The sequence below is a fragment of the Mesorhizobium bavaricum genome, assembly GCF_056781655.1.
Genome location: NZ_CM165566.1, coordinates 1,356,529 through 1,382,654, shown reverse-complemented (window position 1 = coordinate 1,382,654; position 26,126 = coordinate 1,356,529). Strand labels below are relative to the sequence as shown.

General features: G+C 64.5%; 24 protein-coding genes and 3 pseudogenes. 16 read left to right on the top strand and 11 right to left on the bottom strand.

What is annotated here, in order from left to right; genetic code table 11:
- The first annotated feature begins 11 nt into the window (after positions 1–11).
- The 5 genes from AC1RZR_RS06730 (at position 12) to AC1RZR_RS06710 (ending at position 3,969) form a co-directional block, all read left to right on the top strand.
- Complete coding sequence (locus tag AC1RZR_RS06730) at positions 12–1,286, top strand: glycosyltransferase (protein ID WP_477268977.1); 1,275 nt, start codon at positions 12–14, stop codon at positions 1,284–1,286.
- The gene (locus AC1RZR_RS06725; protein WP_481828040.1) at positions 1,283–1,633 is read left to right on the top strand and encodes a cupin domain-containing protein; all 351 of its coding nucleotides are present in this window, start codon (positions 1,283–1,285) and stop codon (positions 1,631–1,633) included. The genes AC1RZR_RS06730 and AC1RZR_RS06725 overlap by 4 nt, the downstream gene beginning before the upstream one ends.
- A 76-nt stretch (positions 1,634–1,709) precedes the next feature.
- Complete coding sequence (locus AC1RZR_RS06720; protein ID WP_481828039.1) at positions 1,710–2,072, top strand: cupin domain-containing protein; 363 nt, start codon at positions 1,710–1,712, stop codon at positions 2,070–2,072.
- A gap of 23 nt (positions 2,073–2,095) precedes the next feature.
- Positions 2,096–2,440, top strand: a complete 345-nt coding sequence (locus AC1RZR_RS06715) for a cupin domain-containing protein (protein WP_477268974.1) — start codon at positions 2,096–2,098, stop codon at positions 2,438–2,440.
- Between the two features lie 20 nt (positions 2,441–2,460).
- Positions 2,461–3,969, top strand: a complete 1,509-nt coding sequence (locus tag AC1RZR_RS06710; RefSeq protein ID WP_481828038.1) for an aldehyde dehydrogenase family protein — start codon at positions 2,461–2,463, stop codon at positions 3,967–3,969.
- Between the two features lie 42 nt (positions 3,970–4,011).
- Here AC1RZR_RS06710 and bla read toward each other — a convergent pair whose 3' ends face one another.
- Positions 4,012–4,905, bottom strand: a complete 894-nt coding sequence (bla, locus tag AC1RZR_RS06705; RefSeq protein ID WP_481828037.1) for a class A beta-lactamase — start codon at positions 4,903–4,905, stop codon at positions 4,012–4,014.
- Positions 4,906–5,011: 106 nt separating this feature from the next.
- Between bla and AC1RZR_RS06700 the strand changes: the two genes are divergently transcribed.
- Entirely contained in the window at positions 5,012–5,899 is an 888-nt protein-coding gene (locus tag AC1RZR_RS06700) for a LysR family transcriptional regulator (RefSeq protein WP_481828036.1), read from the top strand.
- A gap of 39 nt (positions 5,900–5,938) precedes the next feature.
- Here the strand turns inward: AC1RZR_RS06700 and AC1RZR_RS06695 are convergent, their stop codons facing one another.
- The 5 genes from AC1RZR_RS06695 to AC1RZR_RS06675 form a co-directional block, all read right to left on the bottom strand.
- The gene (locus AC1RZR_RS06695) at positions 5,939–6,700 is read right to left on the bottom strand and encodes an SDR family NAD(P)-dependent oxidoreductase (RefSeq protein ID WP_477268970.1); all 762 of its coding nucleotides are present in this window, start codon (positions 6,698–6,700) and stop codon (positions 5,939–5,941) included.
- A gap of 10 nt (positions 6,701–6,710) precedes the next feature.
- Positions 6,711–7,523 carry an ABC transporter permease gene (locus AC1RZR_RS06690; protein ID WP_481828035.1) on the bottom strand — a complete coding sequence of 271 codons (813 nt, stop codon included), beginning with the start codon at positions 7,521–7,523 and terminating at the stop codon, positions 6,711–6,713.
- On the bottom strand, positions 7,523–8,386 hold the full coding sequence (locus AC1RZR_RS06685) for an ABC transporter permease (protein ID WP_481828034.1): 864 nt from the start codon (positions 8,384–8,386) through the stop codon (positions 7,523–7,525). The genes AC1RZR_RS06690 and AC1RZR_RS06685 overlap by 1 nt, the downstream gene beginning before the upstream one ends.
- 62 nt (positions 8,387–8,448) lie before the next feature.
- The gene (locus AC1RZR_RS06680; RefSeq protein ID WP_481828033.1) at positions 8,449–9,612 is read right to left on the bottom strand and encodes an ABC transporter substrate-binding protein; all 1,164 of its coding nucleotides are present in this window, start codon (positions 9,610–9,612) and stop codon (positions 8,449–8,451) included.
- Entirely contained in the window at positions 9,593–10,729 is a 1,137-nt protein-coding gene (locus AC1RZR_RS06675; RefSeq protein WP_481828032.1) for an ABC transporter ATP-binding protein, read from the bottom strand. The genes AC1RZR_RS06680 and AC1RZR_RS06675 overlap by 20 nt, the downstream gene beginning before the upstream one ends.
- Before the next feature lie 114 nt (positions 10,730–10,843).
- Between AC1RZR_RS06675 and AC1RZR_RS06670 the strand changes: the two genes are divergently transcribed.
- Positions 10,844–11,650 carry a response regulator transcription factor gene (locus AC1RZR_RS06670; protein ID WP_481828031.1) on the top strand — a complete coding sequence of 269 codons (807 nt, stop codon included), beginning with the start codon at positions 10,844–10,846 and terminating at the stop codon, positions 11,648–11,650.
- Positions 11,651–11,653: 3 nt separating this feature from the next.
- Here the strand turns inward: AC1RZR_RS06670 and AC1RZR_RS06665 are convergent, their stop codons facing one another.
- Positions 11,654–12,604, bottom strand: coding sequence for a LysR family transcriptional regulator (locus tag AC1RZR_RS06665; RefSeq protein ID WP_481828030.1), 951 nt, complete (start codon positions 12,602–12,604; stop codon positions 11,654–11,656).
- A gap of 90 nt (positions 12,605–12,694) precedes the next feature.
- Here AC1RZR_RS06665 and AC1RZR_RS06660 point away from each other — a divergent pair, with 90 nt between their 5' ends.
- The 9 genes and pseudogenes from AC1RZR_RS06660 (at position 12,695) to AC1RZR_RS06615 (ending at position 21,934) form a co-directional block, all read left to right on the top strand.
- A complete protein-coding gene (locus AC1RZR_RS06660) occupies positions 12,695–13,564 on the top strand; it encodes a dioxygenase family protein (RefSeq protein WP_481828029.1) in 870 nt (289 codons plus the stop codon).
- The gene (locus AC1RZR_RS06655) at positions 13,561–14,622 is read left to right on the top strand and encodes a maleylacetate reductase (RefSeq protein ID WP_481828028.1); all 1,062 of its coding nucleotides are present in this window, start codon (positions 13,561–13,563) and stop codon (positions 14,620–14,622) included. The genes AC1RZR_RS06660 and AC1RZR_RS06655 overlap by 4 nt, the downstream gene beginning before the upstream one ends.
- Before the next feature lie 23 nt (positions 14,623–14,645).
- Positions 14,646–15,920 (top strand): ABC transporter substrate-binding protein, encoded by a 1,275-nt coding sequence (locus tag AC1RZR_RS06650; protein ID WP_477268961.1) that lies wholly within the window; start codon positions 14,646–14,648, stop codon positions 15,918–15,920.
- 2 nt (positions 15,921–15,922) lie between these two features.
- On the top strand, positions 15,923–16,642 hold the full coding sequence (locus AC1RZR_RS06645) for an ABC transporter ATP-binding protein (RefSeq protein ID WP_481828027.1): 720 nt from the start codon (positions 15,923–15,925) through the stop codon (positions 16,640–16,642).
- Positions 16,642–17,335 (top strand): annotated as a pseudogene (locus AC1RZR_RS37910) (ABC transporter ATP-binding protein). Before AC1RZR_RS06645 ends, AC1RZR_RS37910 begins: the two are co-directional and overlap by 1 nt.
- A gap of 1 nt (position 17,336) precedes the next feature.
- Positions 17,337–18,200, top strand: a complete 864-nt coding sequence (locus tag AC1RZR_RS06630) for a branched-chain amino acid ABC transporter permease (RefSeq protein ID WP_477268958.1) — start codon at positions 17,337–17,339, stop codon at positions 18,198–18,200.
- Between the two features lie 5 nt (positions 18,201–18,205).
- Entirely contained in the window at positions 18,206–19,294 is a 1,089-nt protein-coding gene (locus tag AC1RZR_RS06625) for a branched-chain amino acid ABC transporter permease (protein WP_477268957.1), read from the top strand.
- Positions 19,287–21,041, top strand: a complete 1,755-nt coding sequence (locus AC1RZR_RS06620; RefSeq protein ID WP_481828025.1) for an FAD-dependent oxidoreductase — start codon at positions 19,287–19,289, stop codon at positions 21,039–21,041. Before AC1RZR_RS06625 ends, AC1RZR_RS06620 begins: the two co-directional genes overlap by 8 nt.
- Positions 21,042–21,049: 8 nt before the next feature.
- Complete coding sequence (locus tag AC1RZR_RS06615; RefSeq protein WP_481828024.1) at positions 21,050–21,934, top strand: intradiol ring-cleavage dioxygenase; 885 nt, start codon at positions 21,050–21,052, stop codon at positions 21,932–21,934.
- 19 nt (positions 21,935–21,953) lie between these two features.
- On the opposite strand, the pseudogene AC1RZR_RS06610 reads toward AC1RZR_RS06615, so the two are convergent.
- The 4 genes and pseudogenes from AC1RZR_RS06610 to AC1RZR_RS06595 all read right to left on the bottom strand — a co-directional run.
- Positions 21,954–22,223, bottom strand: a pseudogene (locus tag AC1RZR_RS06610) (3-hydroxyacyl-CoA dehydrogenase family protein); the annotation flags it as partial.
- 177 nt (positions 22,224–22,400) lie between these two features.
- Positions 22,401–24,023, bottom strand: a pseudogene (locus AC1RZR_RS06605) (3-hydroxyacyl-CoA dehydrogenase NAD-binding domain-containing protein); the annotation flags it as partial.
- Positions 24,024–24,195: 172 nt separating this feature from the next.
- Positions 24,196–25,143, bottom strand: a complete 948-nt coding sequence (locus AC1RZR_RS06600) for an ABC transporter permease (protein WP_481828023.1) — start codon at positions 25,141–25,143, stop codon at positions 24,196–24,198.
- Between the two features lie 2 nt (positions 25,144–25,145).
- Positions 25,146–26,126 carry an ABC transporter permease gene (locus AC1RZR_RS06595; protein WP_481828022.1) on the bottom strand — a complete coding sequence of 327 codons (981 nt, stop codon included), beginning with the start codon at positions 26,124–26,126 and terminating at the stop codon, positions 25,146–25,148.

The window sequence follows — 26,126 nt, the reverse complement described above, 5'->3', positions numbered from 1 at the left end:
GGAGAAGCCTGATGGCGCAGAAGACGATCGCGTTTTTTCCCGAAGCCGCCTACGGCCCGGCGCTCAATTCCGTCGGCATTGCCCAGGCGGTCGAGGCGCGTGGACACAAGGCCGTGTTCCTGTCCGATCCCGGCTTCGTCGATGTCTACAAGGGCTACGGCTTCGAGGCCCATCCGGTGAATCTGTCCGAGCCGATGCCGCCGGAGCAGATGGCCAAGTTCTGGGAGGATTTCATCAACGGCCACATCCCGAACTTCCGCAAATCGCCCTACGACCAGGTCGACAATTACGTGAAGGATTGCTGGACGGCGATCGTCGACAGCGCCAAATGGGCGCAGAAGGACCTGCCGCGAGTTCTGGCCAGCATCAAACCGGACGTGATCTGCGTCGACAACGTCATCCTGTTTCCGGCGATCAAGCAGTTCGGCAAGCCGTGGGTGCGCGTCATCTCCTGCTCGGAAAACGAGATCGAGGATGAGGACATTCCGCCGCATCTCTCCGGCTGCGGCGAGAACGACCATGCCGGACACCAGCGCTACCGCGACCATTTCAACGCGGTGATCAAGCCGATCCATGACGACTTCAACACCTTCCTCACCGCCAACAACGAGGCGCCCTATCCGATCGGCCAGTTCTTCGAGGCCTCGCCCTATCTAAACCTGCTGCTTTATCCCGAGGCGGCGAAGTTCAAGCGCCGCCATCCGCTCGACCCGGCAAAATTCCAGTATCTCGAAGGCTGCGTGCGTCAGGAAAAGCCCTACACGGTGCCGACCTTCGCTGAGAACAATGACGGGCCGCTGCTCTATGTTTCCTTCGGCAGCCTGGGCGCCGGCGATGTCGACCTGTTGAAGCGCATCATCGCGACATTGGGCAAGACGCGCTACCGCGCGCTGGTCAATGTCGGCGGCTACAAGGACCAGTACACGGACGTGCCCGGCAATATCATCGTCGAGAGCTGGTTCCCGCAGCCTTCGGTCATCCCGCAGGTCGATGCGGTGATCCACCATGGCGGCAACAACTCGTTCACCGAGTGCCTCTATTTCGGCAAGCCGGCGATCATCATGCCCTATGTCTGGGACGGTCACGACAACGCCACCCGCGTCGAGGAAACCGGCCACGGCTTCGGCATGCCGCGCTACGACTGGAGCGATGCCGATCTGATCGCGAAGATCGAAGCCTGCCTGACGGAACCAGCGATGAAAGCCAAGCTGGCGAAGACCTCGGCACAGATGCACGCGCAGAACGGCCCGGAAAAGGCTGCTGGGTTGCTGGAGAGATTGCTGTGACCTCCTCCGCCCCACACCTCCACCAGGCCTCGACCCGCACTGATCTCGTCGCCTGGGGCGCTCAGCCGGATGCGCTGGAAGGCGCGTCGCATTCCACCGGCCGGCTGGTGCACAAGGGGCCGAACAACCAGCCGGAATCGGGCATCTGGGTCTGCACGCCCGGGCGCTGGCGGCTGGCGATCCCGCGCGACGAATTGTGCCATTTTGTCGCCGGCCGCGCGACCTACCGGTCGGATGTCGGCGAAGTGATAGAAGTCTCCGCCGGAACCGTGGTCATGTTCCCAGCCGGCTGGGCGGGTGAGTGCACGGTCCATGAGACCATGCGCAACGTCTACATGCTGGCCTGAAAGCATGATCCCGAACCGAAGGACCGCGCCAGCGAAAAGTGGGAACCGGCTTTCGGACGAGATCATCCTCAAGCAAATGTACACGGAGTTTGATGACGTGCTGACACCGCATTGGCCGAAGGCCTCGACCGTGGACCTGGAGGACTGGGGCGCTGGTAGCAACACGCTTGCCGGCTCGCCACGCGCCTCTGGCAAGATCCTGTCGCAGAACCCGGACGGATCGAGTGAATGCGGCCTCTGGTCATGCACGTCAGGCACGCGAAAAGTCACCTTCCCTGCCGACGAGTTCTGTCATTTCCTGTCGGGACGCGGCAGCTATGTCCATGAGAATGGCGAGCAGATTCCGGTCGAGGCCGGCACGCTTGTGTTCTTCCCCGCCGGCTGGACCGGCATCTCCATCATCACCGAAACGCTGACCAAGGCCTTCATGTGCCGGTGAGCGCCCATTCCAAGGAAATCGACATGACCACGCCCATCATGAAATCCCCACTCACTATTACCGACCTCGTCGACTGGGGCGTCATCCCGACAATGATCGAGGGCGAATCCCGCACCTCGGGCAAGCTTCTGTACAAGGGGCCGGAAGGTCGCTCCGAGTGCGGCCTATGGGTCTGCACGCCGGGCAAATGGCATTGCCACGTCACCCGCGACGAGTTCTGCCACTTCCTCGAAGGCCGCTGCACCTACGTCCATGAGTCCGGCGAAATCATCGAGATCGAGCCGGACACGGCAGCGTTTTTTCCACAGGATTGGAAAGGCGTCTGCACCGTCCATGAGACGATCAAGAAGGTCTACATGATCCGTTGAGCGGGTCCGAGAGGATGTCCATGCATTTCTCCCCTGACCGGCCGGCTTTCTTCGTCAACCCGGATTACCGGCCGATGGCCGGCCCGAACAAACCGGTGATCGATCCGGCGACGATGGAAACGGTCGGCGTCATCGCGCCCGCCGGCGACGGCGAGATCGATGCCGTGCTCACTGCGGCCACCAAGGCGCAGGCCGCCTGGAAGAAACTCGACGCCAAGAGCCGGGCCAAGCATCTGCATGCCGTCGCCAACGCCATCGAGGCGGCCGACTTCACGCGCTGCGCCGAACTGATGGTGCGTGAGATGGGCAAGCCTTATCCGGAAGCGATCGGCGAGATCGCCAACTGCGCGCCGATCTTCCGCTACTATGCCGAGATGGCGCGCGACGACGCCGGCAAGATCGCCGGCACAACGCAGGCCGGTTCGTTCCAGTATGCGCGCTACGAGCCCTATGGCGTGTCGGTGCACATCATGCCCTACAACTTCCCGATCCTGCTGATGTGCTGGACCGTCGCCGCCTCGCTGGCCGCCGGCAATGCCTGCGTCATCAAGCCGGCCGAAGCGACGACGCTGTCGACGCTCGACTACATGACCGTGTTCCGCTCGCTGCCGGAAGGACTGGTCTCTTGCCTGCCCGGCGGTGCCGCCACCGCGCAGGCGCTGATCGCCTCGGAGCGCACCCATGCCGTCGCCTTCACCGGCTCGGTCGCCGCCGGCAAGGCGGTGGCCGTGGCCTGCGCCGAACGCATGAAGCCTTGCGTCATCGAGGCCGGCGGCAGCGATCCGCTGATCATCAGCAAACACGCCCCGATCGAGATCGCGGCTGCCGGCAGCGTCACCGCCGCCTTCCATCTCACTGGCCAGGTCTGCACCTCGGCCGAACGCTTCTTCGTCGTCGACGCCGTGCATGACCGCTTTGTCGACCTGTTCGCCGAAAGGACGCGCGCGCTGCGCATCGGCAACGGGCTGGACAAGACCGAGATCGGCCCGCTGGTCAGCGAAGGCGCGCGGGCCAAGGTCATGCGCCTGGTGGACGACGCTATTGCCAACGGCGCCGTTGCAGTCACCGGCGGCCGCATTCCGCCAGCGCACAACACAGGCTGGTTCTACGAGCCGACCATCCTCACCGGCGTCACCCCTGACATGGCGATCGTGCGCGAAGAGTGTTTTGGCCCGGTTGCCGCGATCTGCCGGGTCAAGGATTTCGACGAGGCGATACGACTTGCCAATGACAGCCCGTTCGGGCTCGGCGCCTCGGTGTTCACCACCGATCTCGCCGAGGCGCATGAGGCGGCCGAGCGGCTCGAGGCCGGCATGGTCTGGGTCAACAATCCGCTGATCGACAATGACGCCTTGCCCTTCGGCGGCTGGAAAGCGTCAGGCCTCGGCCGTGAGCTTGGCCGCCAGGGGCTCGATGCCTTCCGCCGCTCGAAGATGGTCATCATCGACCATAGACCGGCTATCCAGGACTGGTGGTATCCCTACCCTGACAGCTGGTTCCGCGAAACCGGCGGCCGCAAGCACGTCTGAAATGAGCCGCGCGGCAGCGCCGCGCCGCCCGATAGGCCGATCTTACGCCTCGATCGCTTCGACCAATGCCCGTGAGACAGAGGCAATCACCGCGTTGCGCTTGGCCAGGCTCTGTTTCGTGCCGGTCAAATAGACCGACATCACAATCGGATTGCCGGAAGTCGGCCAGATCACGGCCGCGTCATTGGTGCTGCCGCGCGCGCCGGTTCCGGTCTTGTCGCCGCATGTCCAGCCTTTCGGCAGTGCTGCCCGGATGCGCTCGTCGCCGGTTTTGTTGGCCACCAGCCACTCGACAAGCTGCGCCCGACCCTTGTCCGACAGGCTGTTGCCGATCGTCAGCCGTTCAAAATTGTTGGCCATGGCCAGCGGTGAGGTCGTGTCGCGCGCGTCGCCCGGCAGCGACTCGTTCAGCTCCGGCTCGATCCGGTCCAGCCTGGTCACCTTGTCGCCGATCGAACGCAGATAGGACGTCAGTTGCGCCGGCCCGCCAAAGGACTCCAGCAAGAGATTGGCCGCCCCGTTGTCGCTGACTGTCACGGCGGCCTCGCAGAGCTGCGCTACCGTCATTTCGCCGCCAGCATGTTTCTTGGTCGTCGGAGAATTCGCGATGACAGCGTCGTGCGGGATCTTGACGTTGCGGTCGAGCTGCTCGATGCCGCCATCGACGCGATGCAACACGAACGCAGCTGCGAGGGCCTTGAAGGTGCTGCACATCGGAAACAGCTCGTTCTCGCGATAGCCGAATTGTGCCGTCGTTCCGGAGAGTCGGCAGGCCACGCCGAGCCGACCACCGCTTTTCGCCTCGATCCGCCTTATTTTCGGCAAGACCTCATCAAATTTTGTCGGGCTCGTTGCCGCCTTCGCGATTGCGCCAAGGGTGACGGGGGCCGTCAAGACCACCGCGAGACCACCGATGAAACTGCGTCTGCTTGTCATGTCCACACTCTCTGTTGCCCCGCACGGCAGAACTGGACCGGATCCGACGCCGTCGCAAACGAGTAAACATCGCCCCCGACATAAGAAAAACTAGGGCTGGGGATTGATGAAGCGATCGCACCTCCCGCTGAATGGCTTGCGCGCCTTCGAGGCCTCCGCAAGGCATCTCAGCTTCACCGGCGCCGGCCTCGAGCTGCGCGTCACCCAGGCCGCCGTCAGCCATCAGATCAAGGGCCTTGAAGAGGTCCTTGGCGTCAGGCTCTTTCGCCGATTGCCGCACGGCCTCGCCTTGAGCGAGGAAGGCGAAGCCCTGCTGCCCGTGCTGAGCGATGCCTTCAACAGGATCAGCGACACGCTCGACCGCTTCGAGGGCGGCCGCTTCAACGACATCGTCACCGTCGGTGTCGTCGGCACTTTCGCCTCGGGCTGGCTGATCCCCAGATTGCCGGCATTTCACCAGGCCTATCCGGACATCGAATTGCGCATTTCGACCAACAACAACCGGGTCAATCTCGCCGCCGACGGTCTCGATTTCGCCATCCGCTTCGGCGACGGCTCCTGGCAAGGCACCGAGAACACGCCCCTGCTGCCGGGCGGCTTCTCGCCGGCCTGCACGCCAGACATCGCGGCGCGTCTGCGCGACCCCTCGGACCTCGCGCGCGAAACGCTGCTGTGCTCCTACCGGGAAGACGAATGGTTGCGCTGGTTCGAGGCGGCGGGATGCCATTGCCCGCCGATCAAAGGCATCGTCTTCGACTCGTCGGTCACCATGGCGAACGCTGCTGTCCAGGGCGCCGGCGTGGCACTGCTGCCGGTTTCCATGTTCAGCCGCGAGCTCCGCTCGGCCCAGTTGATGCAGCCTTTCGACTGCACGGTCGATGTCGGCCGATACTGGCTCTCAGTGCGGCGCAGGCGCCAGAACTCGCAGGCAATGACGATCTTCGCCGACTGGCTGAAGGCCGAGACTGAGTGCAATTCAAGGAAAAATGTATAGCGATTTTCCGTCCGGAATTGCGCCGACAAACAGATCGGCTCAGCCGATGCTTTCGCCGCCGTCGATCACCAGCGCCTGGCCGGTCATGAAGGATGAGCGGTCGGAGACGAGGAACAGGATCGCCTCGGCGATCTCTTCAGCGCTCGCCCAGCGTCCCATCGGAATCTTGGTGCGGACGTAGTTTTCGATCGCCTGGCGCCCGCCCATCTGGGCGATGAACGGCTCGTTGAACGGCGTATCGACCCAGCCCGGGCAGAGCGCGTTGACGCGGACATTGTGCCTTGCATAGTCGAGCGACATCTGCCGCGTCATCGCCACAACGGCATGTTTGGAGGTGGCATAGGCGATCATTTCACGGTCGTAGAACACGCCCGAATTGGAGGCCGTGTTGAGGATGACGCCGCCGCCCTGTGCGATCATCGACGGCATCACCAGCCTGGCTGCCAGGAACTGGGCCCGCACATTGACCCGCCACGAGGCGTCCATGCCGCCGACCTCGACCTCGGTCAGCGCGCCGCCGACCTGGATGCCGGCGTGATTGTGCAGGATGTCGATCCGTCCATGCCTGTCGAGCGTACCAGCAATGAGCTCCTCTACTGCCGCATCTTCCGCGACATCGGTGGGGATTGCCTCGGCCCGGCCCCCCGCCGCACGAATGTCCGCAGCTGTTGCCTCCCCGCCGGCCTGATCCCTGTCGGCGATGACGACCATCGCGCCTTGCCCGCCCATGATCATGGCACCGGCGCGCCCGATGCCGGAGCCGGCGCCCGTCACCACGGCGATGCGGTCTTTGAGGATCATGATGCGACTTTCAGTTCAGCGGTTTGCGTTGGCGCAGCTGCCATTGGGCAAGCACCACAAGCACGACGGAGGCGACGAGCACGATCGTCGCGATGGCATTGATTTCCGGCGTCACACCACGCCGGATCGACGCGAAGACGTAGATCGGCAGCGTCGTCTGCGCGCCGGCGACGAAGAACGCGACGATGAAATCGTCGAAGGAAAACGTGAAGGCGAGCAGGAATCCGGCAACCACCGCCGGCATGATCTGCGGCAGGACGATGCTACGGAACGTCGTCAACGGCGTGGCGTAGAGATCGCTTGAGGCCTCGACCAGATTGCGGTCGAGGCTGCCGAGACGCGTGCCGACGATCATCGTCACCAGCGCCATCGAGAACAGGCCATGCGCCGCGATGATCGAGCCATAACCGAGCGACAGCCGCGGCGGCTGGTCATCAGGCCAGATCGAGGCGAGGAACGGGTTGACGACCGCGAACAGCTGGACGAGCGCGACCAGCGTCGAGATACCGATGACCACGCCTGGAACCACGATCGCGGCACCCAGAAGCGCATCGAAGACGGCGCGGGTCCGTACGCCGACGCGCGCCAGGCCAAGGGCGGCCGCGGTGCCGCACAGCGCCGCCAGCAGGGCACTGGTGGTGGCGATGAACAGGCTGTTCTTCAGCGCTTCGACCAGGAACGGGTTCGCCAGCGCCTTGCCGTACCATTGTACCGAAAAACCGGTGAACTCGCTCGCGTGGTGGCCCGCGTTGAAGGAGAACAGCACCACCAGCGCGATTGGCAGATAGAGGAAAGCGAAGACGACGATGACGAAGGCGCGCATCAGATCAGATCCACCCGGCGCGCGCCCGAAACCCGGGTCGAGATGCGGTTGGCGGCAATCAGCACCACCACCGAGACCAGCACCAGCGTGATCGCGATGGCCGATCCGAAGGGCCAGTTGCGCGACTGCAGGAACAGATCGACCAGCGCATTGCCGATGAAGAACACCTTGCCGCCGCCAAGCAGCGTCGGGATCAGATATTCGCCGAGCAGCAGGATCATCACCAGCGAGAAGCCGGTCATCACCCCCGGCAGCGACAGTTTCAGTGTCACCCCCAGGAAGGTGGAAACCGGTGTCGCGCCGAGATCGGCGGAGGCTTCCAGCAGCCGGCGGTCGAGCCGCTCAAGGCTGACATAGATCGGCAGGATCATCAGCGGCAGGTAGCCATAGACGATGCCGAGCAGGACGGCGCCCGGTGTGTTGATCAGCCTGATATCCTCGAAGCCGATATAGGCGAGCAGCGCCGGAATGCCGCGCCCGCCCAGCACATACATCCAGGCATAGGTCCGCATCAGAAGGCTGGTCCAGAACGGAATGACGACGAGCGCCAGCAGGATCAGCCGCCAGCGCTGCGGCGCTTGCAGGGCAAGGTAATAGGCGACCGGATAGGCGACGAGAAGACAGGCCAGCGCCCCCACCGGCGCCAGCAGCATCGTGTTCCAGAAGGCGGTCGCCCGCGCCGGAAGATTGGCATATTGCGCGAGCGTAAAGGCGGCCTGGTAGCCGCCTTCCGGTGCCCGCTCGCCGACGCTGAAGACGGCGATGGCGATGAACGGCAGCACCAGGAACACCACCAGCCACGCCGCCGCTGGACCGAGCAGCAAGGTGGTCATCAGATTGTGACGAAATTTGTTGCCGTGCATGAAACCGCCCCGGTGCCGGCGGACACACGCCCGCCGGTCAGTTGTCTGCGTCAGGCCGGCACTCAGGCCGACTTGAAACGGGCCATCAGTTCGGCTCGGCCAGGATCGGTCAGCGTTGCCGCCGCGCCGAATTCGAGCGGCGTCAACAGGTCGGCCGCCGGATAGAGGATCGGATTGTCGAGCACCTCCTTCGGCAGCAGCTTGTTGACCCGCGCATCGGTCGAGGGGGCACCATTGGCCAGGTGCTCCTTGACCGCGACCTGCGGGTTCATCAGATAGTTGAGCAGGGCGTAGCCGGCGGGCTTGTTCGGGGCGTCCTTGGGAATGGCATAGAAATCGGTCCAGATCTCGCCGCCTTCCTTGCCCAGCACATAGGCGATCTCCGGAATGTCGCGATGCAGCTGCGCGCCGTCATTGGTCCAGCACATCGTCATCCAGGCGTCACCGGCACGCATTCCCGGCTGGTAGTCGGATGAGACCGCGAACAGATGCGGCTTGACCTTGAGCAGCAATTCCTCCGCCTTGGCGAGCTCGTCCGGCTTCAGCGAGTTGAACGAGTAGCCGTGATATTTCAGCGCATTGCCGATCGTGGTCAGCTGGTAGTCGTGCACCATGGTGCGGCCATCGCCCTCCGCCATCGCGGTATCCCAGAACTCCTTCCAGCTCGTCATCGGCTTGGTCAGCTTCTTGGTGTTGACGGCAATACCGGTGGTGCCCCAGTTCTTCGGCACGGCGTAGGTCGTCCCGTCGATCGTGCCTTCCGAGGTGAAGCGCGGGTCTTCCTGCGAGCCGTCGAAATTCGGCAGCTTCGCCATATCGAGTGCTTCGATGATGCCGAGCTTCTTGTAGGTCGAGATCGTGTAGTTCGTCGGCACGAACAGGCTCCAGCCCGAGGCGCCGGCCTGCAGCTTGGCCAGCATCTCCTCGTTGGAACCGAACACGTTGACCTCGACGGCGACGCCGGTGTCCTTCTTGAAATTCTCGAACGTCGCCGGATCATGATAGTTCGGCCAGGTGGCGATCGACATGCGGTCGCCAAGGCTCTCGGCGGCGAAGGCCGACGTCGGCATGATGCCGATCTCGCGCGCCATCACAGCCGTTGCGATACCGAGGCCCGTGAGGCCGAGGAAATCGCGGCGGCCAATCGAGCCGCGCTTGAGGCGCATCAGCTGGTCGACAAAATTCTCAGGGCTTGTCGGCAGTCCATCACGATATGATTTCGACATGTTTGGTTACCCTCTGGTTGGTCCCGTTGTTCTTGGGGTCCGGAAACGCCAGCGGCGTTCCGGCGGCAAAGCCGATGGCGACGGGTTCACCCGGCTTGAAGAGATTGCCGTGGCCGATCAGGTGGTCGGCCTTGGCCAGCAGCGTTCCGATGCCCTGGACCTCGATCGCGTATTCCGCGGTCGAGCCCAGAAAAATCCGGTTGCGGACGATGCCCTTGAACCGGCCGCTTTCCGGAGCGCCGAGACTGAGCGATTCCGGACGCAGGCTGACGGATACGATCTCGCCCTGTTGCAAGGCGGTCCGTTTGCGCGCCGCGATGACGCTGCCGTCGGCGAGCGCCACCTCCACCAGCTCGCCCGAATGCCCGGCGACTTTACCGCTCAGCAAATTGGTCTTGCCGACGAAATCGGCGACGAACAGGTCGGCCGGCTCGTCATAGATCTCGCTCGGCTGACCGAGCTGGACGATGCGGCCGCCATTCATGACGCAGACGAAATCGCTCATCGACAGCGCTTCCTCCTGGTCGTGGGTGACCAGCACGAAGGTAATGCCGATCTCGCGCTGCAGGTTTTGCAGCTCGATCTGCATGTCGGTGCGCAGCTTCTTGTCCAGTGCGGCCAGCGGCTCATCGAGCAACAGCACGGCCGGCTTGTTGACCAGCGCGCGTGCCAGCGCGACACGCTGCTGCTGGCCGCCGGACAATTCGTGGATCTTGCGGCGGCCATAGCCGGCGAGCCGCACCATGGCGAGCGCCTCGCCTGCCCGTGAGGTGATTTCGCGCGACGACAGCCGCGGCCGTGCCTGGCGCAACCCGTAGGCGACGTTGTCCTCGACATCGAGATGCGGAAACAGCGCGTATTGCTGGAACACCATGTTGACCGGCCGCCGGTAGGGCGGCGTGCCGGCCATGTCCTGGCCGCGAATGAACACCTGGCCTTCGCTCGGCTGTTCGAAGCCGCCGATCATCCGCAGGCAGGTCGTCTTGCCGCAGCCGGACGGTCCCAGCAAAGCGACAAAGGCGGAAGGCGGCACGGCGAGATCGATGCCGCTCACCGCGGTCACGCTGCCATAGCGCTTGGTGACGCCGCGAAACTCGATGTCGGGCACTGCGGTCAAGGCTGCTGGCTCCAGCGACAGGGCAATTTCGGAACGCTACCAGAGCCAATGGCGGCTAGTATATACCTCGCAGGTGGTATATCTGACCTATTTTCTCGTTTAAGGGGGTATGGATTGTCCCGCAGCGACGAATACAGCCAGCTCGCCGCGCTTGTCGCGGCGACGCGCGAGACGAGCGGCGACCTGTTCGGCAAGGCGATGGTCGATTGGCTAAGGCAGCGCGTCAGCTTCGACCACTGCGTGATCTTCGGCTACCGGGGTGCCGCGCGCCCGCCGCTGCTGTTCGAGACCTTCTCGCCGGCTGAAAGCCATGTCTTCGTCGCCCTCTATCAGGAAGGCCCGTATCTGCTCGACCCGTTCCACCATGCGGCGGTCGAACGCAAGGAAGGTTTCTGGCGCATGCGCGAACTCGCGCCGGACCGCTTCTACGCCAGCGAGTATTTCCGCTCTTACTACAGCCAGACCAGACTGGCCGAGGAGGTCGGCTTCTTCGTGCCGTTGCCGGGAAAGGACGCGCTGGTGCTGTCGCTGATGCGGTTGCGCGCTTCGGGTCCGTTCGGAACCGCCGATGCCAGGCTGCTGCGCGACATGGCGCCGGCGGTGATCGGCTTCGCCAGGCTGCGCTGGGCCGCCCTTCCGGCCGACGAACAGGCAGAGGCGAAGCCGGACGAGACGATCGCCCCGGTCAACGAGTTCGATCGCGCCCATATCTGGCAGAGCCTGTCGCTGACGCCGCGCGAAAAGCATGTCGTCGACCTGGTGCTCCAGGGTCATTCGACGGAATCGATCGCCAGAGCCATGCGCATCGTGCCGGGAACCGTGAAGGTTCACCGCCGCAACATCTACCGCAAGCTCAAGATCAAGTCGCAGGCCGGCCTGTTCGCGCGCTTCGTCGAGATCATCGATGCGCGGATACGGTAGGGGTTACGCCCCCCAGACCACCGCTTGCTCGTGGCGCTTGATCAGGTGCTTGAGATTGTCGAAACCCAGGCGGACGTGCTTGGCAAAGGCGTCGACGGCCGGTGCGCGTGGCGTATCGGCGAGCCGCAGCAGCCCGAGCGCCCGCTCGGGGTGCGGGATCGCCACCGGCAGCGCCGTGATCGCCTTGTCCTTGCGAAAGGCAAAGACCACGCTGTGCGGCAGCACGGTTAGCGCGTCGGTTTGCTTCATGTAGTTGACGGCGCTGGTCAGCGAACCGCCGGAATAGCGGATCTTTATCTCGGTGGCACCCAGTGACAGAAGCAGGCTGCGCAGATCGTCCAGCAGCGGGCTGCCGGGCGGCGGTGCGATCCAGGGATAGTCGAGCAGGTCGCTGGTCCTGAGCTTGCGCCGCAGCAGCAACGGATGCGTGGCGCGGCAGGCGACGACATTGCGCCCCGGCAGGATCTCGCGGAACTCCATGCCCGATCCCTCTTCGAGAATGTCGATCGGACAGACGGCAAGGTCGATGCGGTCGGCGTTGATGGCGGCGCGCAGGTCGGAGAGGTAGCCATAGCTCTGGTCAACGCGCACATCCGGATAGGCATTCTGGAAATCGGCGATCATACCGGAGATCAGCGCGTCCATGAAGAACGGCGTGCCGCCGACCCGTACCACGCCGGAGCGCCCTTGGCTGAAATTGGCGACGATATCCGAGGCCTTGCGCGACGCCGCCAGCATGACCTGGCCATGATCGGCCAGTGCCCGGCCGAGCGGCGTCGGCTGCAACGGCCGGCGCCCCTTCAGGAACAGCGGCTCGCCCAGCCGTTTCTCCAGCATCGACAGCGTGCGCGAGACGGCTGGCTGCGACAGGCCTACCAGCGCGGCACCCTCGGTGACGCCGCCGGCCTGCACCACGGCCGCCAGCTGGATCAAATGCCTTTCGTCGAGCTTCATATCAATATGGTATATTAAACCAGGCAGAAATCATCATCTTTGTGTCCGGCCTGCGCTAATGTTCCCGGTGAGATGAAACCGGGGAGGAACATGTCACAGACCGGCAGACCGTCGTTCAACGAGACCAACTCCGCGGAGATGGTCGCCCATCGCCTGTTGAAGGCCAAGGCCGGGCCCTTGCCGCGTTTCCTCGCGACCGTCGTCGACCATCTCCACCAGATCATCCGGGAGACCCGCCCGACAGCGGCGGACTGGCGCCAGGCGATCGCCTTCCTCACCGAAATCGGCCATGCAAGCGACGACAAGAGGCAGGAATGGGTTCTGTTGTCCGACCTGCTCGGCGTCACCGCGCTGGTCGAGGACATCAACTCCCGCCGTCCGACCGGCGCCACGCCCAACACCGGGCGCGGCCCGTTCTATCGCAACGACGCGCCAAGGCTGCCGCTCGGCGCCGACATTTCGCTCGATGGCGTCGGCACACCCCTCACCGTGTCCGGGTGGGTCACCGATCTCGACGGCATGCCGATAGCGGGAGCGACGGTCGAAACCTGGCAAGCGAACACACAAGGTTATTACGAGAACCAGCAGCCCGACCTGCAGCCGGAATTCAACCTTCGCGGCGTCTTCACCACCGACAGAGATGGGCGCTTCCACTACCGTACGGTCAAGCCGGCCGGCTACGGCGTACCCAGTGACGGCCCGGTCGGGCAGATGCTTGGCCGGCTAAACTATCCGCTCGACCGTCCGGCACATCTGCATTTCCTCATCCGCGCCGACAATTTCGAGACGCTGACCACACAAGTATTCGATCGCGGTGACCCGCGCCTCGACGAGGACGCACTGTTCGGCGTCAAGCCGGAGCTGGTCGGTGACTTCAAGCACTTGAGCGGCGGCGACGGCTGGTCGCTCGATTTCAATTTCGTCATGGCGATGGCGCGCAAGGGGAGCCGGGCGGCATGACGAGGCAATTCACCTATTCCGGCAGCCCGGCGCATATCGTCTTCGGCAACGGCGCCTCGTCCGAGGTCGGCGCCTGGGTCGAAAGGCTCGGCTGCAGACGCGCGCTGGTGCTGTCGACGCCACACCAGGCAGCCGACGGTGACGCGCTGGCGAAAACGCTCGGCACTCTGGCGGCCGGCACATTTTCCGGTGCGGCCATGCACACGCCCGTCGAGGTCACCGAGGCGGCACTGGCCAAGGCGCATGAAGTCAATGCCGACTGTGTCGTCGCGCTCGGCGGCGGCTCGACCACCGGACTGGGCAAGGCGATCGCCTATCGCACCGACCTGCCGCAGATCGTCATCCCGACCACCTATGCCGGCTCGGAAGTGACGCCGATCCTCGGCCAGACCGAGAACGGCGTGAAGACCACCGTGCGTGATGCAAAAATCCTGCCGGAAGTGGTGATCTACGATCCGGAACTGACCGTCGGACTGCCGGTGACGATGAGCGTCACCTCGGGCCTCAACGCCATGGCGCATGCGGCGGAAGCGCTCTACGCGCAGGACCGCAACCCGATCTCGACGCTGATGGCTACCGAGGGGCTCCGGGCCCTAAGCCAAGCGCTTCCCGTCCTGATTGAGGCGCCCAGGAATCTCGCCGCACGCGGCGACGCGCTTTATGGCGCCTGGCTGTGCGGCACCGTGCTCGGCACCGTCGGCATGGCGCTGCACCATAAGATCTGCCACACGCTGGGCGGCTCCTTCGACATGCCGCATGCCGAGACCCACGCGGTGATGCTGCCGCACACGATCGGCTTCAACGCCGTCGCCGTGCCCGAATTGCTCAAACCGGTTGCCGACATATTTGGTGGCAGCGCCGGTCGCGGCCTCCACGATTTTGCCAAATCCACCAATGCGCCGCTGACGCTGAGGGAACTTGGCCTCAAGCTGGCCGATCTCGATCGCGCCGCCGAGATCGCCACGCAAAATCCATACTGGAATCCGCGGCCCTTCGACCGCGCCGCAATCCGCGCCCTGTTGCAGGACGCGTGGGAGGGAAGACGTCCACAGGACTGACGGCAACAGAGGGAGGAACACCAATGATTACCAGACGCGAATTCATCCGCAACACCGCGGCCACCGGCCTGCTTGCCGGCGGCTTGCCCATGCCGGCGATCGCCCAGAATGCGCCGATCAAGCTCGGCTATGTCAGCCCGCAGTCCGGTCCGCTGGCGGCTTTCGCCGAGGCCGACAAGTTCATCATCGACGGTTTCCTCACAGCCACCAAGGCCGCCGGCCTCAACTACGAGGTCGTGGTCAAGGACAGCCAGTCCAACCCCAACCGGGCTGCGGAAGTCGCCAAGGAGCTGATCGTCAACGACAAGGTCAATTTGATGCTTGTCGCCTCGACGCCGGAGACCACGAACCCGGTCGCCACCACGTGTGAGGCCGAAGAAGTGCCCTGCCTGTCGACGGTGGCGCCCTGGCAGCCCTGGTTCATCGGCCAGCAAGGCAATCCCGGCGACCCGGCCTCGTGGAAGCCGTTCAATTACGCCTACCATTTCTTCTGGGGGCTGGAGGACGTCATCGCCGTCTTCACCAACATGTGGGCGCAGGTCGAGACCAACAAGAAGGTCGGCGGCCTGTTCCCCAATGACGGCGACGGCAATGCCTGGGGCGACGGCACGGTCGGCTTCCCGCCGGTGCTGGACAAGGGCGGCTACGGACTGACCGACACCGGCCGCTACCAGAACCTGACTGATGATTTCTCGGCACAGATCAACGCCTTCAAGGGCGCATCCTGCGAGATCATCACCGGCGTGATGATCCCGCCCGACTTCACCACCTTCTGGAACCAGGCTAAGCAGCAGGGTTTCACACCCAAGGTGGCGTCGATCGGCAAGGCCTTGCTGTTCCCGCAATCCGTCGAGGCGCTCGGCAAATCCGGCCACAATCTGTCGTCGGAAGTCTGGTGGACGCCGAACCACCCGTTCAAATCGTCGCTGACCGGCGAAAGCTCGGCGCAGGTCGCCGAAGGTTTCACCAAGGCCACGGGCCGGCAATGGACGCAGCCGATCGGCTTTGTCCACGCGCTGTTCGAGATCGCCGTGGATGTCATGAAGCGGGCCGGCGAAGCCGGCGACGGCGACAAGGTGGCGGCGGCAATCGCCGCGACCAAGCTCGACACGCTGGTCGGGCCGATCGCCTGGGACGGTGCCAAGCTGCCGCCTTTCGCCGCCAAGAACATCGCCAAGACACCGCTGGTCGGTGGCCAGTGGCGGCTGAAGGATGCTGGCGGCTACGATCTCGTCATCACCGACAACAAGACGGCACCTGAAATTCCGACCGGCGGCAAGATGGAAGCCATTGGCTAGCCATGTCCATGCTCGCGCTCTCCAACGTTTCGAAACGCTTCGGCGCCCTCACGGTCGCCGATGCGGTTTCGTTCGAACTACGGCAGGGCGAGGCGCTCGGCATCATCGGCCCGAACGGCGCCGGCAAATCGACGCTGTTCAACCTGGTCACCGGTAACATCGCCGTCGATGCCGGCACCATCATCTTCGATGGCCGGGACGTGACACGGCTGCCGCCGATGCAGCGTTGCTTTGCCGGCGTCGGACGCTCGTTCCAGATCCCGCAACCGTTCGAGAAATTGACCGTTTTCGAGAACCTGCTGGTCGCCGGCTCCTTCGGGGCAAGAAAGACGGAAGCCGAGGTCGGCGACCGCTGCGCCGAAATCCTGGTCGAGACCGGGCTGATCGACCGCGCCAACCACCCGGCCGGCGGCCTGAGCCTGCTGCAGCGCAAGCGTCTGGAGCTTGCCCGCGCCCTGGCAACCGACCCCAGGCTGCTGCTGCTGGACGAGATCGCCGGCGGACTGACCGAGGGCGAATGCGGCATGCTGGTCGACACTATCCGCGCCATTCACAAGGGCGGCATGTCGATCATCTGGATCGAGCACGTGCTGCATGCGCTGAACTCGGTGGTCGAGCGGCTGCTGGTGCTCAATTTCGGCAAGGTCATCGGCATGGGCGCGCCCGCCACCGTCATGGCGTCGCGCGAGGTTCGCGAGATCTATCTCGGGATCGAAGTCTGATGGCGCTGCTCGAGACAAAAGGCCTGACCGCCCGCTACGGCGACTTCCAGGCGTTGTTCGGCGTCGACATCGCGCTGGGCCAGGGCGAGACCATAGCCATCATCGGCGCCAACGGCGCCGGCAAGACGACGCTGATGCGCTCGATCTCAGGCATTTTGGCCAACAAGCCAGAAGCAGTGCTGTTCGATGGCGAAGAGATCGGCGCTTTGCCGGCTCCCGACATCGTCGCCCGCGGCATTGCCATGGTGCCCGAAGGGCGAAAGCTGTTCGCGTCGCTCAGTGTCGAGGAGAACCTGCTGATCGGTCGCTACGGCCGCGCCGTTGCCGGACACTGGAGCCTATGAGCTGTTCCCTATCCTGAAGGAGCGGCGCGCCAATCCGGGCACGGCACTGTCCGGCGGCCAGCAGCAGATGGTGGCGATCGGCCGGGCGCTGATGTCCAATCCGCGCGTGCTGCTGTGCGACGAGATCAGTCTTGGGCTGGCGCCGGTCGTCATCAAGGATATCTACGCCGCCTTTCCACGTATCCGTGCGGCCGGCGCTTCGATCGTCGTGGTCGAGCAGGACATCGGGCAGGCGCTGAAGGTCAGTGATCGCGTCTATTGCATGATGGAGGGCCGCGTCACGCTCTCTGGCGCGCCATCGGATCTGACGCGCGAGAAGATCCACGCCGCGTATTTCGGGGTGGCCTGACATGGCGTGGCTCGACACCATCATCCAGGGCATTCTGCTCGGCGGTCTTTATGCGCTGTTCGCGGCAGGCTTGAGCCTCGTCTTCGGGATCATGCGGCTGGTCAATCTGGCGCATGGCGACCTCATCGTGCTCGCCGCCTTCCTGATCCTGGCGCTGGTTACCGCCCTTGGCCTCAACCCATTCATCGCGGCGCTGGTGGCAATGCCGCTGATGTTCGCCATCGGCTGGGCGTTGCAATTCTTTCTTCTCAACAGAACGCTAGGCACCGACATATTGCCGCCGCTGCTGGTCACATTTGGCCTGTCGATCGTCATCCAGAATGGTCTGCTTGAAGGCTTTTCAGCCGACAGCCGGCGCATCTCGGTCGGTGGGCTGGAAACCGCGTCGGTGGCGCTTGGGCCGATCAATGTCGGTGTCATGCCGCTGCTGACCCTGGCCTCGGCCGTCGCGGTGATCATCGGCCTCAACCAGCTGTTCTACCGCACATCGCTCGGCCGCGCCTTTCGCGCCACCTCGGACGATCCGGTCACAGCCGGGCTGATGGGCATCCAGCCGAAGCGGATTTTTGCCACCGCCACGGGCATCGCCATGGTGGTGGTGACGATCGCGGCACTCTATCTCGGCACGCGCGCCAATTTCGACCCGACCATCGGACCGGCGCGGCTGATCTACGCCTTCGAGGCGGTCATCATCGGCGGCCTCGGCTCGCTGTGGGGAACGCTGTTCGGCGGCATCGTCATCGGCATCGCCCAGACCTTTGGCGCCGCGATCAATCCGGAATGGCAGATCCTGGCCGGACATCTGGCCTTCCTGGTGGTGCTTCTGGTCAGGCCGCGTGGGCTGTTTCCGCGGGCGGTGGATTGAGCGCCATGACCGACATCACACTCGGCCGCTGGAAAGTCGAAACGCGAACCAGGGCATCTGCGACCTTCGCCATCGTCGCCGCGCTCGTCATCGTGTTCGCCTTCGCCGCACCACTGTTCGTCTCGCGCAGCGTGCTGCAGGACCTGTTCTTCATCCTCACCATGCTGGTGCTGGCGCAGAACTGGAACCTGCTCGCCGGCTATGCCGGGTTGGTCTCGGTCGGCCAGCAGGCCTTTGTCGGCTTCGGCGCGTATGCCATGTTCGCCCTCGTCATCCTCGCCGGGCTCGACCCGCTGGTCGCGATCCTGCTTGCCGGCATCGCCAGCGCTCTGCTCGCCATCCCGACCGCCTTCTTCCTGTTTCGCCTGCAGGGCGCCTATTTCGCCATCGGCAGCTGGGTCATCGCCGAAGTGGTGCGGCTGGCGCTGGCGCAATGGAAGATGCTGGGCGGCGGCACCGGCACCTCGCTGCCGCGCGAGGCGATCCGCGACATGCCTGCACTGAAGCTGGTCGGCGAGCTGTTCGGTGTCAAATCGTCGGGCGCTGGTGACATCCTGACCTACTGGTTGGCGCTATTGCTGGCCATCGCCACCATCGGCCTTGTCTACCGGCTGCTGCGCTCGAAACAGGGGCTGGGTCTGGCGGCCGTGCGCGACAACCAGGAAGCGGCGCGCTCGGTCGGCGTCGACGCCCGCCGCATGAAGACGCTGGTCTATCTGGCAGCAGCTTTCGGCACCGGCCTCGCCGGTGCGCTGATCTATGTGCAGAAGGCCCGCATCTCGCCGGACGCCGCCTTCTCCGTCGTCGACTGGACTGCCTATGTCATCTTCATCGTCGTCATCGGTGGCATCGGCACCATCGAAGGTCCGATCGTCGGCGTCATCGTCTTCTACATCTTGCAGAACCTGCTGGCCGATTACGGTTCCTGGTATCTTCTGATCCTCGGGCTGATCGGCATCCTCATCATGCTGTTTGCGCCGCGCGGCCTGTGGGGCCTGTTTGCCGAGCGCACCGGCATCCAGCTTTTCCCGGTCCGTCGCCGGCTGACCGGTGGACCGTTTAAACCAAGCAAAAAGGGAGGGCCGCATGGCTGACATCACCACCGACGTGCTGACCATCGGCACCGGGCCTGCCGGCTCGGCGACGGCAGCGCTGCTTTCGACCTATGGCATCGAGAACATGGTCATCAACCGCTATCGCTGGCTGGCCGCGACGCCGCGCGCGCACATCACCAACCAGCGCACCATGGAAGTGCTGCGCGACCTCGGCTGGGAGGTCGAGGCAGAAGCGTATATGCACGCCACCGAACAGGATCTGATGGGCGAGAACGTGTTCTGCACCTCGCTGGCCGGCGAGGAGATCGGCCGCATGCGCAGCTGGGGCAAGCATCCGCTTTCCCGCGCCGAGCATCTTTTGTCCTCACCCTCGCACATGAACGACCTGCCGCAGACCTTCATGGAGCCGCTGCTGTTCAAGACCGCTTGTTCGCGCGGCACGCAATCGCGCATGTCGACCGAATACCTCTCGCATGTCCAGGACGCCGACGGCGTCACCACCACCTGCCGCGACCGGTTGACCGGCAAGGATATCACCATCCGTTCAAAGTATCTGGTCGGCGCCGATGGCGGCAACTCGCTGGTCGCCGAACATGCCGGCCTGCCCTTCGAAGGCAAGATGGGCGTCGGCGGCTCGATGAACATCCTGTTCAAGGCCGACCTGTCGAAATACGTCGCCCACCGCCCCTCGGTGCTCTACTGGGTGGTGCAGCCGGGAGCTGATGTCGGTGGCATCGGCATGGGTCTGGTGCGCATGATCCGGCCGTGGAACGAATGGCTGATCGTCTGGGGCTACGACATCAACCAGCCCGCGCCCAAGGTCGACGACGCCTTCGCCAGGAAGGTCACGCGCGACCTCGTCGGTGACCCCGAGCTTGAGATCGACATCCAGTCGGTCTCGACCTGGACCGTCAACAACATGTACGCCACGCAGACGTCCAAGGGCCGCGTGTTCTGCATGGGCGACGCCATCCATCGCCACCCGCCGTCAAATGGGCTCGGCTCCAACACCTCGATCCAGGACGGCTTCAACCTCGCCTGGAAGCTTGCCTATGTCATCAAGGGCAAGGCCGGCTCAAAGCTGCTCGACAGCTACTCGCAGGAGCGCGCGCCGGTCGCCAGGCAGATCGTCACCCGCGCCAACAAGTCGATCGAGGAATTCGGACCGATCTTCAAGGCGCTTGGCCTGCTCGATTCCATCGACCCGGTGAAGATGCAGTCGAACATGGATGCGCGCTGTGACGACACGCCGGCGGCCGAGGCGCAGCGCACCAAGATTCGCGAGACCATCGCCTCCAAGGTCTACGAATTCGACGCCCATGGCGTCGAGATGAACCAGCGCTACAGGTCGAACGCCATCGTCAGTGATGGCCAGAAGGAACCGGCCTTCACCAAAGATGCCGAGTTGCACTATCAGCCGACCTCCTGGCCGGGCGCTCGTCTGCCGCATGTCTGGGTGCATTCGGAACGCGGCGACAAGGTCTCGACGCTCGACCTGACCGGCCACGGCAAATTCACCGTGCTGACCGGCATCGGCGGGCAAGGCTGGCTCGATGCGGCCAAGGCGGTCGGCAAGGAACTCGGCATCGATATTGCTGGCCATCTGATCGGCCCGCGCCAGCCCTGGCAGGATTTTTCCGGCGACTGGGCGCGCGCCCGCGAAGTGCGCGACAGCGGCATCCTGCTTGTGCGCCCGGACCAGCATGTCGGCTGGCGCGCGGACGCGACAGGCGGCAATCCGGTAGCGGATCTGCGCCGCGCCCTGACGGCAATTCTGGACAGGTGAGGACAGAGATGGAAGCGCACGAAAAGGGCTTCTTCACCGAAGAGAATTCGGTCGAGGTCGTTACCGGCCGCAACGCCAACGCCAAAAGCGAACGGCTGAGGACGGTGATGGAGGTCATCACCCGCAAGCTGCACGAGGCGGTCAAGGAGATCGAGCCGACGCAGGACGAATGGTTCGACGCCATCCTGTTCCTGACCAGGACCGGCCAGCTGTCGACTGAATGGCGGCAGGAGTTCATCCTGCTGTCGGATGTGCTCGGCGTCTCGATGCTGGTCGACGCCATCAACAACCGCAAACCCTCGGGCGCTTCGGAATCGACGGTGCTCGGCCCGTTCCATCTCGCCGACGCGCCGGAACTGCCGATGGGCGCCAACATCTGCCTCGACCAGAAGGGCGAGGACATGTTCATCCATGGCCGCATCCTCGACACCGACGGCAAGCCGATCGCCAATGCAGTGCTCGACGTCTGGCAGGCCAATGATGAAGGCTTCTACGACGTGCAGCAGAAGGGCATCCAGCCCGACTTCAATCTGCGCGGCGTCTTCCGCACCGGCGCCGATGGCCACTACTGGTTCCGCGCGGTGAAGCCAAAATTCTATCCGATCCCTGACGACGGCACGGTCGGCAAGCTGCTGCACGCTCTGGGCCGACATCCCTATCGTCCAGCGCATTTGCACTACATCCTCAAGGCCGACGGCTTCGAGGCGCTGACCACCCACATCTTCGATCCGGACGATCCCTACATCAATTCGGACGCCGTCTTCGGCGTGAAGGAGAGTCTGTTGGCGCAGTTCAAGCGCATCGACGATCCGGCACGCGCCAAGGGCCTCGAATTCGCCGGCTCCTTCTGGGAGGTCGAGCACGATTTCGTGCTGGCGAGACACCAGGGATAAGCGGCCCTATATGGCGCGATCAGGCTGCGGCGGCTTCCCATGAACCGCTCTCGGCCATTCGCCTGAGCAATGGCGCCACCTTGAACACATCCTTGCCGGTTCGCTGATGCCAATATTCGAGCCGCTCGATGATCTTGCCCGCCCCCTCAAGTCCGGCCCAGAACATCGGGCCGCCCTTGCCGATGGGAAAGCCGTAGCCATTGACCCAGACGACATCGATGTCGGAGGCGCGGACCGCGATCCCTTCCTCCAGGATCTTGGCACCCTCGTTGACCAGGGGATAGAGCGTGCGCTCGATGATTTCTTCCGCCTCGATCGCGCGTGGCGCGATGCCCTGCTCGGCGGCCTTGTCGCGGATCAGCGCCTCCACTTGCGGGTCCGGAACCGGCGTTCGCGCGCCGGCCTCGTAGAGATAGTAGCCACGGCCGGTCTTCTGGCCGAAACGCCCTTGTTCGCACAGCGTATCCGCGATCACGGCCGTCTGGCCGCGCGCCTTGCGGTTGCGCCAGCCAATGTCGAGGCCGGCGAGATCGCCCATCTGGAACGGCCCCATCGGCCAGCCGAAATCGGTGAACGCCTGGTCGATCTGGCGCGGTGTCGCACCCTCGAGCAGAAGCGCCTCGGATTCCGAGCCGCGCGCCGCCAGCATGCGGTTGCCGACGAAGCCGTGGCAGACGCCGACAACGACAGCCACCTTGCCGATCCGCCGCGCCAGGTCGACGACGCTCGCCAGCGCATCGGGCGCGGTCTTCTCGGCCCGGACGATCTCCAGCAGCTTCATGACATTGGCCGGCGAGAAGAAATGCAGGCCGAGCACATCCTGCGGCCGCGAGGTCGAGGCGGCGATTTCGTTGATGTCGAGATAGGAGGTGTTCGTGGCGAGAACGGCCCCCGGCTTGGCCACCGTGTCGAGCTTGCCGAAGACCTCCTTCTTGACCGCCATGTCCTCGAACACCGCCTCGACGATCAGGTCGCAATCGGCGAGATCGGCATAGTCGGTGGAACCCGTGAACTGGGCGAGCCGCTGCCGCTTCGCATCTTCGGTCAATGAGCCCCGCATGACGGAGACGGCATAGTTCTTGTCGATGGTCGCCAGCCCGCGTTGCAACGCCTCCGAGCTTGTCTCCAGCAAGGTGACGGGATAGCCGCCATTGGCGAAGGCCATGGCGATGCCGCCGCCCATTGTGCCGGCGCCGATGACGCCGACGCGAGCGATCCTGCGCTTGACGAGATCTTTGTCTGGACTCTTTGCCGCCTCGCGTTCGGCGAAAAACAGATGCCGCTGCGCGCGCGACTGATCGCTGGCAACAAGCTTCACGAATAACGCGCGTTCCGCCGCCAGCGCCTCATCGAAGTGCAGCGTGACGGCATTGCGCACCGCCTGCGCGCACGCGATCGGCGCCTCGAGGCCGCGCGCCTTCTTGGCGAGGTCCGCCGCCGCGGCGTCGAAAGTCACGAAGTCAGTTTCCTTGAGCCCTTCATCGCGATCGCGCACCGGCGTGAAGGGACCACCCTTGCGGGCTATTTCCCTGGCGAAGTTCACGGCATGCGCGGTCAGATCGCCTTCGAAGACGGCATCGACCAGACCGGTGGCATGCGCCTCTTCAGCACCGATCGGCGCCCCGGAAACGATGATCTTGAGTGCCTTCACCGCGCCGACGAGGCGCGGCAGTCGCACCGTGCCGCCGCCGCCCGGCAAGAGGCCGAGCTTTACTTCCGGCAGGCCGAGTCTTGCGCCGGCGTCAGCGACGCGGAAATGGCAGCCGAGCGCCAGCTCCAGGCCGCCGCCAAGCGCCGTGCCATGGATGGCAGCGACGGTCGGCTTGGCTATGGTTTCCAACGCCGCGATGATCGCGCGCAGCTCGGGCTGTTGCACCGGCTTCCCGAACTCCGTGATGTCGGCCCCGGCAACGAAAGTCCGGCCGGCGCAGGTGATGACGATGGCCACAACCAACGGATCATCCCGCAACTCAACGAGAGCCTGCATCAGCGGCTCGCGAACGTGGAAGCTCAACGCATTGACCGGCGGGTTGTCGATGATGACGATGGCGACATCGCCGTCGCGGCTGACCTTCAGGAAATCGGACACGCAAACCTCCCAGCAATGGCGAGCGGCTTCGGGCCGCGCGAACGGGATTTACAGCGCCAGGAGGCGGATGGGAACCGGATGCCGGCCTGGCACAATGATTACCGGCCTTGAAGGGCCTGGCGTTGGCCGGCAGCTCCGCCGCCATCATCTCTCTGGAATCGCGGCGTAGTCGTTACCGCAGCGCCTTCTGTCCGCCCGCGGCCGTGATCACCCCAACGATGATCAGCCCTGTCAGCAGCAGCCGCACGCCGGCACTGACGCCGAATGTGTTGAGCATGGTCAAAAGCAACACCAGGAACAGCGCCGCACCCCAGACACCGGGGACATTGGCCTTGCCGCCGGCCACCGACGTGCCGCCGATGACGACGACGGCGATCGAGGCCAGCAGATACTCGTTGCCGATATCGACATTGGCGCCCCGGAAATAACCGGCGAGCAGCGCGCCGTCGATGCCGCCGAGCGCGCCCGACAGCGTATAGGTGAGGAAGCGGATGCGGCCGACATTGACACCGGCGAGCCACGCCGCACGGATGTTCTGGCCGATCGCCAGCACCGAGCGGCCATAGATCATGCGCTGCAGCGCGATGGCCGCACCGATGGTGAACAGCACGGTGAGGATCGCCATCACCGGAATGCCCAGCACCTGCCAGTTGGCGAAATCGGCAAAGCCGGGCGGCGGCTTGATCTGCAGCCCGCGCCCATAGCTGATGTCGATCGACTGGATGATGAAGCTGGCCGACAGCGTGGCGATGATCGGCGGAATGCGCAGCGCCCAGATCAGCAGATAGTTGGCGGCACCGATCGCCGCGCCCGTGGCGATCGCCGCCAAAAGCCCGACGACGATCATGGAATCGTTGCCGTCCATCACCTTCATGGCGACGGCGCTGGCAAGGCCGATATTGGCCGGCAGCGACAGGTCGACATTGCCCGGACCGAGCGTGATGACGAACATCTGGCCGACGCCGACAATGACGGTGAACACCGCAAGCGACAGCGCCGCCGTGACCATGCCGCCGGCGCCATAGCCACCGGTGAAGGCGATCGTCGCCAGCCACACCAGCAAGGCGCCGAGGAACGACCAGATCCAGGGTTTGGCAAGCAGTGGTTTCAACGCGGCCATGGCTACCTTTCCCTGCGGCTGATCAGGACGCGGGCCGCCAGCACGATGATCAGAATGGCGCCGTTGGCGGCCACCTGCCAGTCGGGCGGAATGTGCATGAAGGTGAGCAGCGGCGATGCGGCCAGCGCCAACGTCAGTGCGCCGATCACCGCGCCGACCGGCGACACCCGGCCGCCGACGAACTCGCCGCCGCCAAGGATGACACCGGCGATCGCCAGCAGCGTGTAGCCATTGCCGATATTGGCATCGGCCGAGGTGGTGATGCCAATCAGCGCCATGCCGGACAGCACGCCGAACAGGCCGGCCAGCGAAAACAGCACGATCTTGGTCTTGAGCAGCGACCAGCCGGCGCGGCCAAGCGCCGCCGGATTGCCGCCGGAGCCGCGCAGGATCACGCCATAGGAGGTGCGCATCAGGGCGAAGTGAACGATGAGACCGATCAGCAGTGCCGCGATGATCGGGAATGGCACGAAAGGCGGCTTGAAGGCCATGAACGCCAGCAGCCAGTCCGGCGCCTTGCCACCCGGTTTGGGCAGGACGAGGATGGCCAAGCCCTGCCAGACGAAGCTCATGCCCAGCGTCACCACGATCGAAGGCAGGTTGCGCAGATGGATCAGCGCACCGAGCAGCGCATAGACGCCGATCGATCCCAGCAGGATGGTCACGCCGATCAGCGGCGCGTCCTTGAGCCACGTCGCGGTGACGCAGCCGACAAAGCCGACGAAAGTGCCGATCGACAGGTCCAGCTCGTTGCCGGCGATGACGAACATCTGCGCGATGGTCGCCAGCGCGATCGGGATCGCCAGGTTCAGCATCAGGCTGAAGCCGAAATAGCTGATGGCGCGCGGATTGAGCCAGGCGATCGCGATCAGCACCAGCGCCAGCGACAGCGCCGGCAGCAGTCCGCGCAGCAGGCGGCCACGGGCCAGCGCGCCACGCTCGGCGGTACTCCTGGCGGCGGTCTCGAGGCTGGCGGCCGTCAT

Coding starts and splice junctions, on each gene's coding strand:
- AC1RZR_RS06680 (WP_481828033.1), bottom strand. CDS start 9,612: ATGTCGAAATCATATCGTGATGGACTGCCGACAAGCCCTGAGAATTTT.
- bla (WP_481828037.1), bottom strand. CDS start 4,905: ATGACAAGCAGACGCAGTTTCATCGGTGGTCTCGCGGTGGTCTTGACG.
- AC1RZR_RS06595 (WP_481828022.1), bottom strand. CDS start 26,126: ATGACGGCCGCCAGCCTCGAGACCGCCGCCAGGAGTACCGCCGAGCGT.
- AC1RZR_RS06720 (WP_481828039.1), top strand. CDS start 1,710: ATGTACACGGAGTTTGATGACGTGCTGACACCGCATTGGCCGAAGGCC.
- AC1RZR_RS06630 (WP_477268958.1), top strand. CDS start 17,337: ATGGCGTGGCTCGACACCATCATCCAGGGCATTCTGCTCGGCGGTCTT.
- AC1RZR_RS06620 (WP_481828025.1), top strand. CDS start 19,287: ATGGCTGACATCACCACCGACGTGCTGACCATCGGCACCGGGCCTGCC.
- AC1RZR_RS06625 (WP_477268957.1), top strand. CDS start 18,206: ATGACCGACATCACACTCGGCCGCTGGAAAGTCGAAACGCGAACCAGG.
- AC1RZR_RS06695 (WP_477268970.1), bottom strand. CDS start 6,700: ATGATCCTCAAAGACCGCATCGCCGTGGTGACGGGCGCCGGCTCCGGC.
- AC1RZR_RS06665 (WP_481828030.1), bottom strand. CDS start 12,604: ATGAAGCTCGACGAAAGGCATTTGATCCAGCTGGCGGCCGTGGTGCAG.
- AC1RZR_RS06690 (WP_481828035.1), bottom strand. CDS start 7,523: ATGCGCGCCTTCGTCATCGTCGTCTTCGCTTTCCTCTATCTGCCAATC.
- AC1RZR_RS06600 (WP_481828023.1), bottom strand. CDS start 25,143: ATGGCCGCGTTGAAACCACTGCTTGCCAAACCCTGGATCTGGTCGTTC.
- AC1RZR_RS06710 (WP_481828038.1), top strand. CDS start 2,461: ATGCATTTCTCCCCTGACCGGCCGGCTTTCTTCGTCAACCCGGATTAC.
- AC1RZR_RS06650 (WP_477268961.1), top strand. CDS start 14,646: ATGATTACCAGACGCGAATTCATCCGCAACACCGCGGCCACCGGCCTG.
- AC1RZR_RS06615 (WP_481828024.1), top strand. CDS start 21,050: ATGGAAGCGCACGAAAAGGGCTTCTTCACCGAAGAGAATTCGGTCGAG.
- AC1RZR_RS06660 (WP_481828029.1), top strand. CDS start 12,695: ATGTCACAGACCGGCAGACCGTCGTTCAACGAGACCAACTCCGCGGAG.
- AC1RZR_RS06715 (WP_477268974.1), top strand. CDS start 2,096: ATGACCACGCCCATCATGAAATCCCCACTCACTATTACCGACCTCGTC.
- AC1RZR_RS06700 (WP_481828036.1), top strand. CDS start 5,012: ATGAAGCGATCGCACCTCCCGCTGAATGGCTTGCGCGCCTTCGAGGCC.
- AC1RZR_RS06655 (WP_481828028.1), top strand. CDS start 13,561: ATGACGAGGCAATTCACCTATTCCGGCAGCCCGGCGCATATCGTCTTC.
- AC1RZR_RS06730 (WP_477268977.1), top strand. CDS start 12: ATGGCGCAGAAGACGATCGCGTTTTTTCCCGAAGCCGCCTACGGCCCG.
- AC1RZR_RS06645 (WP_481828027.1), top strand. CDS start 15,923: ATGTCCATGCTCGCGCTCTCCAACGTTTCGAAACGCTTCGGCGCCCTC.
- AC1RZR_RS06685 (WP_481828034.1), bottom strand. CDS start 8,386: ATGCACGGCAACAAATTTCGTCACAATCTGATGACCACCTTGCTGCTC.